This window comes from Streptomyces sp. NPDC031132 (assembly GCF_055570595.1).
Map to the genome: position 1 here is coordinate 555824 of NZ_JBVIGX010000001.1, position 14275 is coordinate 570098.

Sequence of the window (14275 nt, forward strand, 5' to 3'; positions counted from 1 at the left end):
GCGCGGCCGTCACGGCTACGGCACGCGGGCGATCACGTAGCGGAAGATGTTCGGCAGCCAGACGGTGCCGTCCGGCCGCTCATACGGGTGAAGGGCCTCCGTGAGCTCCTTCTCGACCTGCGCCGGATCCGAGGTGGACTCGTACAGCCCCGCCGACAGCAGCCCCCGTACCGCGCTGTCCACGTCCGCGTACCCGAAGGGGCAGAACACCCGGCCCGATCCGTCGGGCGAGAGGCCCGCCCGCGCCACCGCCGCGTCCAGATCCTGCGGCGCGGGTCCGCCGCCCAGCACCGCAGGCACGGTGCACCGCTCCGCCGGGCCCCAGTCGGCCAGCACCACCGCCCCGCCCCGCCGGACCGCAGGCAGGGCCGCGGCCAGGGCCGCCTCGGACGGCGAGAAGGCCAGCAGCACGTCGTACGGCCGCGCGGCGGCCGGCGGGGCCGGGACCACCTCCAGCAGCCGCTCACGCGCCAGTTCCCGGCGCGCCGGATCCGCCTCCACCCCCGTGGTGGCGGCTCCCCGCCCCGCGGCGAGCAGCAGGGCCAGCCCGGCCCCGCAGTCCAGGCCGAGCAGCCGGTCGCCCGGCCCGACCTCCAGCCGGTCGTAGACCGCCTCGTACAGCGGTACCAGCATCCGTTCCTGGATCTCCGCCCAGTCCCGGGCGACGAGCGTCGCCGTCGGCGTCGGTGTCATCGAAAGAGCGCTCCTGATTCCTTGTCGCCCCCTTGCCCCCGTTGCCAGAGAACTCCCCATTCGCCCCCGCGTCCAGAGGAGTGCGCCACCCGATTCACGCATCGAGTGCCCGGCGCCGTACCATTCGCGCCATGGCAAAGGCACCCGTTCTCACCCCCCAGGCGGAGGATTTCCCCCGCTGGTACCAGGATCTGATCAACAAGGCCGAGCTGGCCGACAACGGTCCGGTACGCGGCACCATGGTCATCCGGCCGTACGGCTACGGCCTGTGGGAGCGGATGCAGCAGGAGATGGACGCGCGCATCAAGGACGCGGGCGCCCAGAACGCGTACTTCCCGCTGTTCATCCCGCAGTCGTACCTGACGCGCGAGGCCGAGCACGTCGAGGGCTTCGCCCCCGAGCTCGCCGTCGTCACGCACGGCGGCGGCAAGGAGCTGGACGAGCCGGTCGTGGTCCGGCCCACCTCCGAGACGATCATCAACGACTACTTCTCGAAGTGGGTCCAGAGCTACCGCGACCTGCCCCTGCTGATCAACCAGTGGGCCAACGTCGTCCGCTGGGAGATGCGCCCGCGCGTGTTCCTCCGTACGAGTGAGTTCCTCTGGCAGGAGGGCCACACGGCCCACGCCACGTACGAGGACGCCCGCGACTACGCCGCCCGCATCCACACGGACGTGTACGGCGACTTCATGACGAACGTGCTCGGCATCGACGTCGTGCTCGGCCGTAAGACTGCCAAGGAGCGCTTCGCCGGCGCCATCAACACCCTCACCCTCGAGGGCATGATGGGCGACGGCAAGGCGCTGCAGCTGGGCACGAGCCACGAGCTCGGCACCAACTTCGCCAAGGCCTTCAACACGCAGTACCTGTCGAAGGAAGGCAAGCAGGAGCTCGTCTGGCAGACCTCGTGGGGCGTCTCGACCCGCATGGTCGGCGGTCTGATCATGTCCCACGGCGACGACAACGGCCTGCGCGTCCCGCCGCGCCTCGCGCACGTCCAGGTCGTCGTCATGGCGATCAAGGGCGACGAGGCCGTCGCGAAGGTCCGCGAGCTCGGTGCGCAGCTGAAGGCCGCGGGCCTGCGCGTGCAGGTCGACGACCGCGTCGACACCCCCTTCGGCCGCCGCGCCGTGGACTGGGAGCTCAAGGGCGTACCGGTCCGCATCGAGATCGGCCCCCGCGACCTGGAGGCCGGCACGGCGATGCTGGCGCGCCGGATCCCGGGCGGCAAGGAGCCCGTGCAGATCGACGCGCTCGCCGACCTGCTGCCCAAGGTGCTCGACGAGGACCAGGCGCAGCTGCTGCGCGAGTCCCGCGAGCGCCGCCTGGCCCGTACCTCCGACGTCTCCACCATCGAGGAGGCCGCCGAGGCCGCCGTCGCCGGCGGCTGGGCGCGGATCCCGTGGGCCGACCTCGGCCCCGAGGGCGAGGCCAAGCTGGGCGAGCAGGCCGTGTCCGTACGCTGCCTGATCGCCGAGGACGGATCGGTTCCGGAGGCGGACGACGCCCCCGGTACGCTCGCCGTCGTCGCGCGCTCGTACTGACCGACCCCGACCACCGGCCCGCCCCGGCGCACGGCACGAGCCGCGCGCCGGGGCGGGTTCGTGTCGGTCTGGTCGTCGTTACGTACCGACTCCTCCTGGGATCGGCGCACCCGTCCTCGTCAGGACGCATGAGACTGAACTGACTGGTACGTGCAAAAAATTTGGAATGGCCCGGAATCGGAACACCGGGGCACTCCGGCTCGTTGTCACGACGTGAGCACGACACCACCTGTTCTCGCCGCAGAGCTGGCGCAGGCGTGGGCCGACATTCAGCGGTACCACCCCGAGCTGCCTGACCTTGCCGCGCCCGAGTCCCTGATCGGAGAGTCCTCGTCCGCCTGCGGCGCCGAGCTCTCCTTCGAGCGACTGCTGCACGAGGCAGTCCACGGCATCGCCGCCGCCCGCGGAGTGCGCGACACCTCGCGAGCAGGCCGCTACCACAACCGCAGATTCCTCGCGATCGCCGAGGAGATGGGGCTGGACCACTCCGACGAGCCGCATGCCAGCAGCGGCTTCTCGCTGGTCTCGCTCAATCCCGAGGCGAAGAAGCGCTACCGCCCCACCATGGAGCGGCTGCAGCGCGCGCTGAAGGCGCACACGGCCGCAACGGCCGCCGACACCAAGCGCAGCTTCCGCGGGCCGGCCGCCCGGCACGGCTCCTCGGGTGGCGGTGTCCGCGTCAAGGCGGTCTGCGACTGCGGGCGCAACGTGCGGGTGGTCCCGTCCGTGCTGGCCCAGGCGCCGATCGTGTGCGGCGGCTGCATGAAGCCGTTCCGCATCCCCGAGGTGGCGCTGTCCGCTGCCGCTTCCTGAGCCCGGCCGACTCCCCGTGAGAAGCGCCGCAGGCATGTGGCACAATGGCTAGCTGTACTCGACAGTCGCATAGGACCCCTCTCTCCTCCGGCTGACGCGTCCATCGGGCACCCGAGTACCGCAACCCCACGTGGCATCTCATGTGCCCAACCACGTCAAGTTCAGGAGACACCACTCCAGTGGCAGTCAAGATCAAGCTCAAGCGCCTCGGCAAGATTCGCCAGCCGCACTACCGCATCGTCGTCGCCGACGCCCGTACCCGTCGGGACGGTCGCGCGATCGAAGAGATCGGTATCTACCACCCGACGTACAACCCGTCGCGCATCGAGGTCAACGCCGAGCGTGCGCAGTACTGGCTGTCGGTCGGCGCCCAGCCCACCGAGGCTGTGCTCGCCATCCTGAAGCTGACCGGTGACTGGCAGGCGCACAAGGGCCTCCCGGCCCCCGCGCCGCTGCTGCAGCCGGAGACGAAGGAGAGCAAGCGTCGCTCCTTCGACGAGTTCGCCAAGGCCCTCGAGGGCATCGGCGAGACCAAGGGCGAGGCCATCACGCAGAAGGCGAAGAAGGCCGACAAGAAGGCGGACGAGGCTGAGGCCACCGCCGAGTCGACCGAGGCCTGAGCATGCTCGAGGAGGCTCTTGAGCACCTCGTAAAGGGCATTGTGGACAACCCCGACGAAGTGCAGGTCGCCTCGCGCAACCTGCGTCGCGGGCAGGTGCTCGAGGTTCGGGTTCACCCGGACGACCTCGGGAAGGTGATCGGCCGCAACGGCCGCACCGCGCGTGCCCTGCGTACCGTCGTGGGCGCCATCGGCGGCCGGGGGATCCGCGTCGACCTCGTCGACGTGGACCAGGTCCGCTGAGACTTGGTTCATTGAGAACGTGAATCACCGGCACGGGCCGGGGAGGGCATTCGTGCCCGCCCCGGCCCGTCGTCGTCTGAACAGGAGAAACAAGTGGAGCTGGTTGTCGCGCGGATCGGCCGCGCCCACGGGATCAAGGGTGAGGTCACCGTCGAGGTGCGGACCGACGAGCCGGAGCAGCGGCTCTCGCCCGGCGCCGTTCTGCGGACCGAGCCGGCTTCGGCGGGTCCGCTGACCATCGAGACGGGCCGCGTGCACAGCGGGAGGCTGCTGCTCCGCTTCGCCGGCGTCAAGGACCGCACCGGGGCCGAGGCGCTGCGCAACATCCTGCTCATCGCCGACGTGGACCCGGCGGAGCTGCCCGAAGAAGAAGACGAGTACTACGACCACCAGCTGATGGACCTGGACGTGGTGCTGGAGGACGGTACCGAGATCGGCCGGATCACCGAGATCTCCCACCTGCCCTCGCAGGACCTCTTCATCGTCGAGCGCCCCGACGGCACCGAGGTGATGATCCCCTTCGTCGAGGAGATCGTCGCCGAGATCGACCTCGAGGAGCAGCGCTGTGTCATCACCCCGCCGCCCGGGCTGATCGACGACCGCGCAGAGATCGTCTCCACGCGCGACAACGGGGCCGAGGCCGGGGAAGAAGCCTGATGCGTCTCGACGTCGTCACGATCTTCCCCGAGTACCTGGAGCCGCTGAACGTCTCCCTCGTCGGCAAGGCGCGGGCCCGCGGGCAGCTCGACGTACACGTCCACGACCTGCGGGACTGGACCTACGACCGGCACAACACGGTCGACGACACCCCGTACGGCGGCGGTCCCGGCATGGTCATGAAGACCGAGCCGTGGGGCGAGGCCCTCGACGAGGCGCTGGCCGACGGGTACGAGTCCGGTGCGCGCGGGCCGGTCATGGTCGTCCCCACGCCGAGCGGCCGCCCGTTCACCCAGGAACTGGCCGTCGAGCTCTCCGAGAGGCCCTGGCTGATCTTCACGCCGGCCCGGTACGAGGGCATCGACCGCCGGGTCATGGACGAGTACGCCACGCGGATGCCGGTCTACGAGGTCTCCATCGGCGACTACGTGCTGGCGGGCGGCGAGGCCGCAGTCCTGGTGATCACCGAGGCCGTGGCCCGGCTGCTGCCCGGGGTGCTCGGCAATGCCGAATCGCACCGCGACGACTCCTTCGCGCCCGGCGAGATGGCGAACCTGCTGGAGGGGCCGGTCTACACGAAGCCCCCGCAGTGGCGCGGCCGGGGCATCCCCGACGTGCTGCTCAGCGGCCACCACGGGAAGATCGCCCGCTGGCGCCGGGACGAGGCGTTCCGCAGGACCGCCCAGCACCGCCCCGACCTGATCGAGCGCTGCGAGGCCTCCGCCTTCGACAAGAAGGACCGCGAGACGCTGAGCATCCTCGGCTGGCGGCCGGACGCCGACGGCCGATTTTGGCGTAGGCCGCAGGTCGTGGAAGAATAGGCGGCTGCTGTGTGCTCGCGTGCGCCCCTGCCACAGGGGGACAGTCGCCCGCAGAGTGACCCGGCTCCCGAATTCTCTACGGAAATCCGCACCGGCGGCCTGTGGCGTCGTGCGAAGAAAGCAGACGAAGAACATGTCTCACCTGCTCGATGGCGTCAACGCCGCCTCGATCCGCTCCGACGTCCCGGCCTTCCGCCCGGGTGACACGATCAACGTGCACGTCCGCGTCATCGAGGGCAACCGCTCCCGTATCCAGCAGTTCAAGGGCGTTGTCATCCGTCGCCAGGGCTCTGGCGTCTCCGAGACCTTCACCGTTCGCAAGGTCTCCTTCAGCGTCGGCGTGGAGCGCACCTTCCCGGTGAACTCCCCGATCTTCGAGAAGATCGAGCTCGTCACCCGCGGTGACGTGCGTCGCGCCAAGCTGTACTTCCTCCGTGAGCTCCGCGGCAAGGCCGCGAAGATCAAGGAGAAGCGCGACCGCTGATCTCCTCTCCGGGTCCCCGGGGTGGCCGGATAGGCTCGCCCCTGATGGACACCGAAGCAGAGCTCACACAGCGCGGCCACTCCTCCCCCGAAACGGGGGAGGGGCGGCCGCGTTTTGCGTTGTGGGGGCGCCGCGCGCGTCCCGGCTGGCGTGCGTTCCTGACCTGGCGGCGGGCCGGGATGCTCGGCGTGCTCTGCACGGCCTTCCTGCTGCTGATCAGCAATTTCGTCGTACAGCCGTTCCTGATCCCGAGCCGGTCGATGGAGCCGACGCTCCAGGTCGGGGACCGGGTGCTCGTGAACAAGCTGGCGTACCGTTTCGGCGATCAGCCGAAGCGCGGGGACGTGGTGGTCTTCGACGGCACGGGGTCCTTCGTGCCGGAGCGCGCCGCGGGCAACCCGATCGGCGAGGCCCTGCACGGCGCGGCCTCCGCGCTCGGGATCGGCGAGCCCTCCGACACCGACTTCGTGAAGCGGGTCGTGGGCGTCGGCGGGGACGACGTGGTGTGCTGCGATGCAGGCGGGCGGATCAAGGTGAACGGCGTCCCGCTGCAGGAGCCGTACCTGTATCCCGGCGACACGCCCTCGAAGGTGCCCTTCCGGATCGCCGTACCCCTTGGGACCCTGTGGGTCATGGGTGATCATCGTTCCCAGTCCCGGGACTCCCGGGACCACTTGGGGGAGCCGGGTGGGGGGATGGTGCCGGTGGAGAAGGTGATCGGGCGGGCCGACCGGATCGGCTGGCCGGTCTCGCGCTGGGGATCGACTCCCACGGCCACACCGTCCTCCGGCGGCGGTCATGGGTAGCCGGGGGCGCCCCAGAGGCGGCCGGGTCCCCGAGCCGGAGCCGGATCCGGAGCCCGAGCCGGTCCCCGAGGCCGCCGGGGGCGGCGGTCGGGCCGAACGGCGCCGGCTGGCCCGCCGGGTCAAGCGGCGCAGGCGCACCCGTCGGGTGGGCGAGGTACCGCTGCTGATCATCGTGGCGCTGTGCATAGCGCTCGTCCTCAAGACCTTCCTCGTGCAGGCCTTCTTCATCCCGTCCGGGTCCATGGAACAGACGATCCGGATCGGCGACCGGGTGCTGGTCGACAAGCTGACGCCGTGGTTCGGCTCCGAGATCGAGCGCGGCGACGTCGTCGTGTTCAAGGACCCGGGCGGCTGGCTCAAGGGCGAAGCCGCGCGCCCGCCCGAGGACCCGGTCGGCGTCAAGCAGATCAAGGAGACGCTGACCTTCATCGGCCTGCTGCCCTCGGCCGACGAACAGGACCTGATCAAGCGGGTCATCGGCGTCGGCGGCGACACCGTCATGTGCTGCGACGCCAAGGGCCGGGTCACCGTCAACGGCGCGCCGCTCGATGAGCCGTACGTGAGCCCCGGCAACGCCCCGTCCGAAATCAGGTTCGAGGTCCAGGTGCCGCCGGGGCGGCTCTTCGTCATGGGCGACCACCGGGCGAATTCGGCCGACTCCCGCTACCACCTCGACGAGGCCTTCGACGGCACCATCGACGAGGAGGGCGTCGTGGGCCAGGCCGTCGTCATCGCCTGGCCGTTCGACCACTGGCGCAAGCTCGAACAGCCCGCGACCTTCCGTACGGTGCCCGATCCGGCACCGAGCGGGCGACGCGGCCGCCGCGGGCGCCGTCGTCGGCCGCCGTTCGCATAGTGTGTCCTCGGTCTCCCGCGCCTTAGGGAACTCCCGCTCGTTAAGGGAGGGGAGGGCCCGTCACCAATTCGGCACGGGCGGCGACTTGCGAGTGAGGAGTGGATGTGGGGGATGTGGCAGTAGGCGCGCGATCCGGACGCGACGAAGGCGAGGAGCGGCCGGACGAAGCCGAGCGCGAGGCCGAGGACGAAGGTGCAGAGGCGCGCCCGCACCGCTCGTTCTGGAAGGAGCTCCCGCTCCTCATCGGCATCGCCCTGCTGCTGGCCCTGCTGATCAAGACCTTCCTGGTGCAGGCGTTCTCGATCCCGTCCGACTCGATGCAGAACACCCTGCAGCGCGGCGACCGGGTGCTCGTGGACAAGCTGACCCCGTGGTTCGGCTCCGAGCCCGAGCGCGGCGAGGTCGTGGTCTTCCACGACCCCGCGAGCTGGCTGGCCGGGGAGCCCACCCCGGAGCCCAACTTCATGCAGACGGTCCTCAGCAAGATCGGCCTGATGCCGGACGCGGCCGAGAAGGACCTGATCAAGCGGACCATCGCCATCGGCGGTGACACGGTCGAGTGCAAGAAGGGGGGACCGGTCGTCGTCAACGGCAAGGCGCTGGACGAGCCGTACATCTACCCCGGCAACACCCCGTGCGACGACGCTCCGTTCGGCCCGCTCACCGTGCCCAAGGGCAAGATCTGGGTGATGGGCGACCACCGGCAGAACTCGCAGGACTCCCGCTACCACATGCAGGACTCCACCCAGGGCTTCGTCCCGGTCGAAAAGGTCGTCGGGCGGGCCGTGGTGGTGGCGTGGCCCATCACCCGCTGGTCGACCCTGCCCGTCCCGGACACGTTCGACCAGCCGGGCATCGGGAACCAGACCAAGGCGACGGCGCTGGGTCTCGGGGCCGCCGGTCTGGCACCGGTCGGGCTCGGTCCGGCCGCGCTGGGCCTCGTCGGCGCGGTTCCGGTCGTGATGTGGCGCCGGCGGAGGCTGACCAGCGGGACTACCGACAGGTAGGGTGCCGCCCAGGTCGTCGATCCCGGAAGTGTGGGGGCGCTGCAATGGGCGGAACGCAGGAAAGCGGTACCGAAGGAATACGCGGTGGCAAGGACGGCCGCGGCGGTCTCGGCCATGTGCTGTCGGGAGTCGCCGTGGCCGTCGGCTTCGTGCTCTTCCTGGGCGCCTTCGTATGGGGGGCGCTCGTCTACCAGCCGTACACGGTGCCGACCGACTCGATGATGCCGACGGTGAACCCCGGCGACCGGGTGCTCGCGCAGCGGATCGACGGCGGTGAGGTGCGGCGCGGCGACGTGGTCGTGTTCACTGATTCCATGTGGAGTGACTCGCCCATGGTCAAGCGGGTCGTCGGCATCGGCGGCGACACCGTGAAGTGCTGCGGCGAGGGCGGCCGGCTCACCGTGAACGGCAAGGAACTCGACGAGCCCTACATCGAGCACACCAAGCCCGAGGCGGCCGCCGCGGGCACGGGTACGGGCACTGGCACGGGCTTGGGCGTGGCCTCCGACACGCCGTTCGAGGTGACCGTGCCCGAGGGCAACCTCTTCCTGCTGGGCGACCGGCGGTCCGCCTCGCTCGACTCCCGCGCCCACCTCCAGGAGGCTGGCCAGGGCACCGTGGCGCGCTCGGCGGTCCACGCCCGGGTCGACGCCCTCGCCTGGCCCTCGATGGCGATGCTCGAGCGGCCCGGCACGTACGCCTCCCTGCCCGGCGGGACCTCGCAGCCGGGGCCGCTGCGCCTCCAGCTGGCCGCGGTGGTGGCCGGAGCCGCCCTGGTGGTCCTGGGGGCCGCGTACGGCCCCGTCGTACGGGTCCTGGGGCGCGGGCGGAGGCGGGAGCCGGCCGGTGCCCGCTGAGGCGGCCGCCGGACACGGCCCCCGCAAGGTCGCACGGGTGATCCTGCTGGACCCCGCGGACCGGATCCTGCTGCTGCACGGCTTCGAGCCGGACGACCCGGCCGACCACTGGTGGTTCACCCCGGGCGGCGGCCTCGAGGGCGGCGAGACCCGGGAGCAGGCCGCACTGCGGGAGCTCGCCGAGGAAACCGGGATCACCGAGGTGGAACTCGGGCCGGTGCTGTGGCACCGGTACTGCTCCTTCCCGTTCGACGGGCGGCGCTGGGAGCAGGACGAGTGGTACTACCTGGGCCGGACCGCCCAGACGCGCACCGAGATGGGCGGGCTCACCGAACTGGAGCGGCGCAGCGTCACCGGTGCCAGATGGTGGACCTCCGAGGAACTGCTGGCGGCCCGTGAGACGGTGTACCCGACCAGACTCGCCGAGCTGCTCCGTACGCTGCTCGACGACGGTCCTCCGGGTGCGCCGGTGGTCCTGGCCCCGGAAATCGTTTAGGGGCGCACGGGCCTGGCGCACAATAGGGGGACGCACGGCTGAAGGGGAACATGCCATGAGCGCCGAGGACCTCGAGAAGTACGAGACCGAGATGGAGCTGAAGCTCTATCGCGAGTACCGCGACGTCGTCGGGCTGTTCAAGTACGTGATCGAGACCGAACGTCGGTTCTACCTCACGAACGACTACGAGATGCAGGTGCACTCGGTCCAGGGGGAGGTGTTCTTCGAGGTCACGATGGCCGACGCCTGGGTGTGGGACATGTACCGGCCTGCGCGTTTCGTCAAGCAGGTGCGGGTGCTGACCTTCAAGGACGTGAACATCGAGGAGCTCAACAAGAGCGACCTCGAACTGCCCGGCAGCTGATTCCCCTCACCTCCCCTCCCCTCACCCGGGAGGGTGAGGGTGTTGTCCACAACGGCCGGGTTGTCCACCAAGATCCACAAGGTGGGCGGGGGCGCGGGATCGTCGGTGCCGGAGGTGGTGCCGGATGAACGCGAAGGGCGTGGCACAGCAGGCATTGGGGCGGTACGGCGAGGAGCTCGCGGCGCGGCGGCTGGCCGAGGCCGGGATGACCGTGATCGCGCGGAACTGGCGGTGCCGCAGCGGGGAGATCGACATCGTCGCGCGGGACGGGGACGCCCTCGTCGTGTGCGAGGTCAAGACCCGCCGGGCGGGTGAGTTCGAACATCCCATGGCCGCCGTCCGTCCCGGCAAGGCCGAGCGATTGCGCCGGCTCGCCGGCCGATGGCTCGCCGACCACGGCGGACCACCCCCGGGCGGGGTGCGCATCGACCTCGTGGGAGTCCTGCTGCCGCGGCGCGGTGCGCCCGTGGTGGAACACGTCCGGGGGGTGGCGTGATGGGGTTCGCACGAGCCTGTTCGGTCGCCCTCGTGGGTGTCGACGGCGTGGTGGTGGAGGTCCAGGCAGACCTGGAGCCCGGGCTCGCCGCCTTCACCCTGGTGGGGCTGCCCGACAAGACCCTGGTCGAGAGCCGGGACCGGGTGCGGGCCGCCGTCGTGAACTCGGGGGCCGCATGGCCGCAGAAGAAGCTCACCGTGGGGCTCAGCCCGGCCTCCGTACCGAAATCCGGGGCCGGCTTCGACTTGGCTGTTGCCGCAGCAGTGCTGGGCGCCGCCGAGGTGGTCGATGCCGCTGTCATCGCCGACCTGGTGCTGATCGGGGAACTGGGGCTGGACGGCCGGGTGCGGCCGGTGCGGGGCATCCTGCCGGCGGTCCTCGCCGCGGCGGATGCCGGGTATCGGAACGTGGTGGTGCCACAGCAGTGCGCCGCCGAGGCCATGCTCGTCCCCGACGTCTGCGTGCTCGGCGTCCGCAGCCTGCGCCAGCTGATCGCCGTCCTCACCGACGGGGAGGTCCCCGACGAGGAGGCGCCGGGTCCACAGGGGCGGCCGGACCCGATGCTGGCCGGACTGGTGGTTCCCGGCGCCGGGCTCGGCACCGGGATCTCCCAGCGCCGGGCCGGGGAGGGCACGGCCCCGGACTTCCCCGACCTCTCCGATGTCGCCGGGCAGCACGGCGCCCGGCGGGCCCTGGAGGTGGCGGCCTCCGGGGGTCACCACCTCTTCCTCAGCGGGCCTCCGGGAGCCGGCAAGACGATGCTGGCCGAGCGGATCCCCTGGATCCTGCCGCCGCTCTCCCGGAAGGACTCGCTGGAGGTCACGGCCGTCCATTCGGTCGCCGGGATCCTGCCGCCCGGCGAACCGCTGGTCGCCCGGCCCCCGTACTGCGCGCCCCACCATTCGGCGACCATGCAGTCCCTGGTCGGCGGTGGAGCGGGGGTGCCCCGGCCCGGGGCCGTCTCCCTGGCCCACCGGGGTGTGCTGTTTTTGGACGAGGCCGCCGAGTTCAGCACCAAGGCGCTGGACGCGCTGCGCCAGCCCCTCGAATCGGGGCACGTGGTCATCGCCCGGGCCGCCGGGGTGGTGCGGCTTCCGGCCGGATTCCTGATGGTGCTCGCGGCGAACCCCTGCCCGTGCGGGCGGCACACCCTGCTCGGCGCCGGCTGCGAGTGCCCGGCATCCGTGATCCGGCGCTACCAGGCGCGGCTGTCCGGGCCGCTGCTGGACCGGGTGGACCTGCGGGTGGAAGTCGAGCCGGTCACCCGCTCCGACCTCCTGGGGCGCGGCGGCCGCGGGGAGACCACGGCAGCCGTCGCCGACCGGGTGCGCGAGGCCAGAGACCGCGCCGCGGCCCGGCTCGCCGACACCCCGTGGCGGCTCAACGCCGAGGTGCCCGGGCACGAGCTGCGCACGCGCTGGCAGGCGGCTCCCGGGGCGCTGGCGCAGGCCGAGCGGGATCTGGAGCGCGGGCTGCTCACCGCCCGCGGGCTGGACCGGGTGCTGCGGGTCGCCTGGACCGTGGCCGACCTGCAGGGCCGGGACCGCCCGGAGGCGCTGGACGTGGCCGTCGCCCTCGAACTGCGGACCGGCATCGCCCGCGGCGCGGCCCTTGCCATGGGAGCAGGCTCATGAGCGCCGCCACCGAGCCCGGGCCGCCGGCGGAGCCACGGCCGGCCGCCGAGTCCGAGCCGGCCGCCGATCGGGGACCATCCGCCGGACCTGAGACGGCCGCCGGACCTGAGACGTCCGCCGGACCTGAGACGTCCGCCGGGCCCGAGACGGCCGCTGAGCAGGGGCAGGCCGCCAGGCCTGGGACAGCCGCCGGGCCTGGGGGAGCGGCCGGGCCTGGGGGAGCCGCCGGGTCCGACCCGGCCCCCGGATCCGAGCAGGCCGCTGAGGCGGGACGGACTGCCGTGCCCGAGCCGCCGACCCGGGCCGGGCCAGCCGCTGAGCAGGGGCAGGCCGCCAGGCCTGGGACAGCCGCCGGGCCTGGGGGAGCGGCCGGGCCTGGGGGAGCCGTCGGGTCCGACCCGGCCCCCGGATCCGAGCAGGCCGCTGAGGGGGAACGGGCTGCCGTGCCCGAGTCGACTGCCGAGCCAGGGCCGGCTGCCGAGGTCGGACCGGCCGTGGTGCGGGCGCGCACGGCCAGGGCCGGGTCTGAGGCGCGGTCAGGGGCAGCCGAGGGGCTCGATTCGGAGCTGTTGGCGCGGGCCGCGCTGACCCGGGTGCTGGAGCCCGGCGACGAGCACGGCGGGCGGTGGCTGCGCGAACACGGCGCCGTCCGGCTGATACGGCTGCTCACCGGCCCGGCCGGCGAGGCGGCGGCGCTGGCCGGGGTGGCGGAGCAGCGGCTCAGCGGATACCGCAGACGGGCGGCGCTCGCCGACCCCCGGCGGGATCTGGCGGCCGCGGCCCGCAGCGGCGGCCGGTTCATCTGCCCCGGCTCGGCGCAGTGGCCGACCCAGCTGGACGACCTGGGCGACGCCCGGCCCGTCGGGCTCTGGCTGCGGGGCCGACCGGCTCTGCGGACCTGGGCGCTGCGCTCCGTCGCCGTGGTGGGCGCCCGGGCCTGCACCCCGTACGGCGCGCACATGGCCCAGACCCTGGCCGCCGGGCTCGCCGAGCGGGGCTGGGTGGTGGTCTCCGGGGCGGCTTACGGGGTCGATGCCGCCGCCCACCGCGGGGCCCTCGCCTCGGGCGGCGCCACGGCCGCCGTGCTCGCCTGCGGGGTGGACACCGCCTACCCCCGCGGCCATGCCGGGCTGCTCGCCCGGATCGCCGAGCAGGGGCTGGTGCTGGGCGAGCTGCCGCCCGGCAGTCACCCGACCCCCAGCCGGTTCGTCCTGCGCAACCGGGTCATCGCCGCCCTCACCCGGGGCACCGTCGTGGTCGAGGCGGCCCACCGCAGCGGCTCCCTGGTCACGGCACGGCGGGCCCAGCAGCTCGGGCGGTTCACCATGGGCATCCCCGGACCGGCCACCAGCGGGCTGTCCGGCGGAGTGCACGAACTGCTGCGCGGTGAGGCCGTGCTCGTCACCGACGCCGCGGAAGTGGTCGAGCTGGTCGGCGGCATAGGCGAACTGGCTCCCGAGCGGCGCGGCCCCGTGCTCGCCCGGGACCTGCTGAACCGGGACACGGCCCGTGTGCTCGAAGCACTCCCGGCCGGCCGGCTCGTGCACGCCGACGAAGTGGCTCTCGCCGCGGGCACCGGCACCGATGAAGTCATCGGCAGACTGTACGAACTTCACTCTCTGGGGTTCGTCGAACGGCAGGGCGAGGGCTGGCAGTTGACCACACAATCACCTGAAGGAGGCACACAAACCGGGGGCACCCGGCGAGGCGGTCGTTGACCTGGGGTGTTCCGGTGAAAGAGTGAAGCCGATGAGAGACGCGGTCTTCCCGGTGGCAGCCGCCGGGACCGAGCGCCAGGCGCCGGTCCCGGGTCTCCCGCGCGAGTCACGACGCCCCGGTGCCCCTGCGCGATCCCGTACTCTTCGCGCACCGCGACACTTCCGTC

At 72.0% G+C, this 14275-nt stretch carries 17 protein-coding genes; 16 read left to right on the top strand and 1 reads right to left on the bottom strand.

The features are described 5' to 3' along the window. Positions 1–15: 15 nt before the first annotated feature. Complete coding sequence (locus tag ACZ49B_RS02510; protein ID WP_468299665.1) at positions 16–693, bottom strand: methyltransferase type 11; 678 nt, start codon at positions 691–693, stop codon at positions 16–18. A 131-nt stretch (positions 694–824) separates the two neighbouring features. On the opposite strand from ACZ49B_RS02510, the gene proS reads away from it, so the two are divergent. The 16 genes from proS to dprA all read left to right on the top strand — a co-directional run bounded on the left by proS (position 825) and on the right by dprA (position 14108). Next, complete coding sequence (gene proS / locus ACZ49B_RS02515; RefSeq protein ID WP_468299667.1) at positions 825–2237, top strand: proline--tRNA ligase; 1413 nt, start codon at positions 825–827, stop codon at positions 2235–2237. 213 nt (positions 2238–2450) lie between these two features. Beyond that, positions 2451–3050: a hypothetical protein gene (locus tag ACZ49B_RS02520; protein WP_099889267.1), complete on the top strand. Its 600-nt coding sequence runs from the start codon at positions 2451–2453 to the stop codon at positions 3048–3050. Positions 3051–3229: 179 nt separating this feature from the next. Next, positions 3230–3670, top strand: coding sequence for a 30S ribosomal protein S16 (rpsP, locus tag ACZ49B_RS02525; RefSeq protein WP_030859859.1), 441 nt, complete (start codon positions 3230–3232; stop codon positions 3668–3670). A gap of 2 nt (positions 3671–3672) precedes the next feature. Further along, on the top strand, positions 3673–3912 hold the full coding sequence (locus ACZ49B_RS02530) for an RNA-binding protein (protein ID WP_030011889.1): 240 nt from the start codon (positions 3673–3675) through the stop codon (positions 3910–3912). A 93-nt stretch (positions 3913–4005) separates the two neighbouring features. Beyond that, positions 4006–4569 carry a ribosome maturation factor RimM gene (gene rimM, locus ACZ49B_RS02535; protein ID WP_468299670.1) on the top strand — a complete coding sequence of 188 codons (564 nt, stop codon included), beginning with the start codon at positions 4006–4008 and terminating at the stop codon, positions 4567–4569. Further along, a complete protein-coding gene (trmD, locus tag ACZ49B_RS02540) occupies positions 4569–5390 on the top strand; it encodes a tRNA (guanosine(37)-N1)-methyltransferase TrmD (protein ID WP_468299672.1) in 822 nt (273 codons plus the stop codon). Before rimM ends, trmD begins: the two co-directional genes overlap by 1 nt. A 133-nt stretch (positions 5391–5523) precedes the next feature. Next, entirely contained in the window at positions 5524–5874 is a 351-nt protein-coding gene (gene rplS, locus ACZ49B_RS02545) for a 50S ribosomal protein L19 (protein WP_008737520.1), read from the top strand. A 44-nt stretch (positions 5875–5918) separates the two neighbouring features. Beyond that, positions 5919–6680 (top strand): signal peptidase I, encoded by a 762-nt coding sequence (lepB, locus tag ACZ49B_RS02550; protein ID WP_468299675.1) that lies wholly within the window; start codon positions 5919–5921, stop codon positions 6678–6680. Further along, positions 6673–7536 carry a signal peptidase I gene (gene lepB, locus ACZ49B_RS02555; protein ID WP_468299677.1) on the top strand — a complete coding sequence of 288 codons (864 nt, stop codon included), beginning with the start codon at positions 6673–6675 and terminating at the stop codon, positions 7534–7536. Before lepB (ACZ49B_RS02550) ends, lepB (ACZ49B_RS02555) begins: the two co-directional genes overlap by 8 nt. A gap of 104 nt (positions 7537–7640) precedes the next feature. Beyond that, the gene (lepB, locus tag ACZ49B_RS02560; protein ID WP_468299679.1) at positions 7641–8543 is read left to right on the top strand and encodes a signal peptidase I; all 903 of its coding nucleotides are present in this window, start codon (positions 7641–7643) and stop codon (positions 8541–8543) included. A gap of 44 nt (positions 8544–8587) precedes the next feature. After that, positions 8588–9400: a signal peptidase I gene (lepB, locus tag ACZ49B_RS02565; RefSeq protein ID WP_468299681.1), complete on the top strand. Its 813-nt coding sequence runs from the start codon at positions 8588–8590 to the stop codon at positions 9398–9400. Next, on the top strand, positions 9390–9896 hold the full coding sequence (locus ACZ49B_RS02570) for an NUDIX hydrolase (protein ID WP_468299683.1): 507 nt from the start codon (positions 9390–9392) through the stop codon (positions 9894–9896). Before lepB (ACZ49B_RS02565) ends, ACZ49B_RS02570 begins: the two co-directional genes overlap by 11 nt. Positions 9897–9951: 55 nt before the next feature. After that, positions 9952–10260, top strand: a complete 309-nt coding sequence (locus ACZ49B_RS02575; RefSeq protein ID WP_006139554.1) for a DUF2469 domain-containing protein — start codon at positions 9952–9954, stop codon at positions 10258–10260. 124 nt (positions 10261–10384) lie between these two features. Next, complete coding sequence (locus ACZ49B_RS02580) at positions 10385–10756, top strand: YraN family protein (RefSeq protein WP_053786130.1); 372 nt, start codon at positions 10385–10387, stop codon at positions 10754–10756. Beyond that, positions 10756–12390 carry a YifB family Mg chelatase-like AAA ATPase gene (locus ACZ49B_RS02585; RefSeq protein ID WP_468299686.1) on the top strand — a complete coding sequence of 545 codons (1635 nt, stop codon included), beginning with the start codon at positions 10756–10758 and terminating at the stop codon, positions 12388–12390. The genes ACZ49B_RS02580 and ACZ49B_RS02585 overlap by 1 nt, the downstream gene beginning before the upstream one ends. A gap of 497 nt (positions 12391–12887) precedes the next feature. Further along, entirely contained in the window at positions 12888–14108 is a 1221-nt protein-coding gene (gene dprA / locus ACZ49B_RS02590) for a DNA-processing protein DprA (protein WP_468299870.1), read from the top strand. Positions 14109–14275 lie beyond the last annotated feature (167 nt).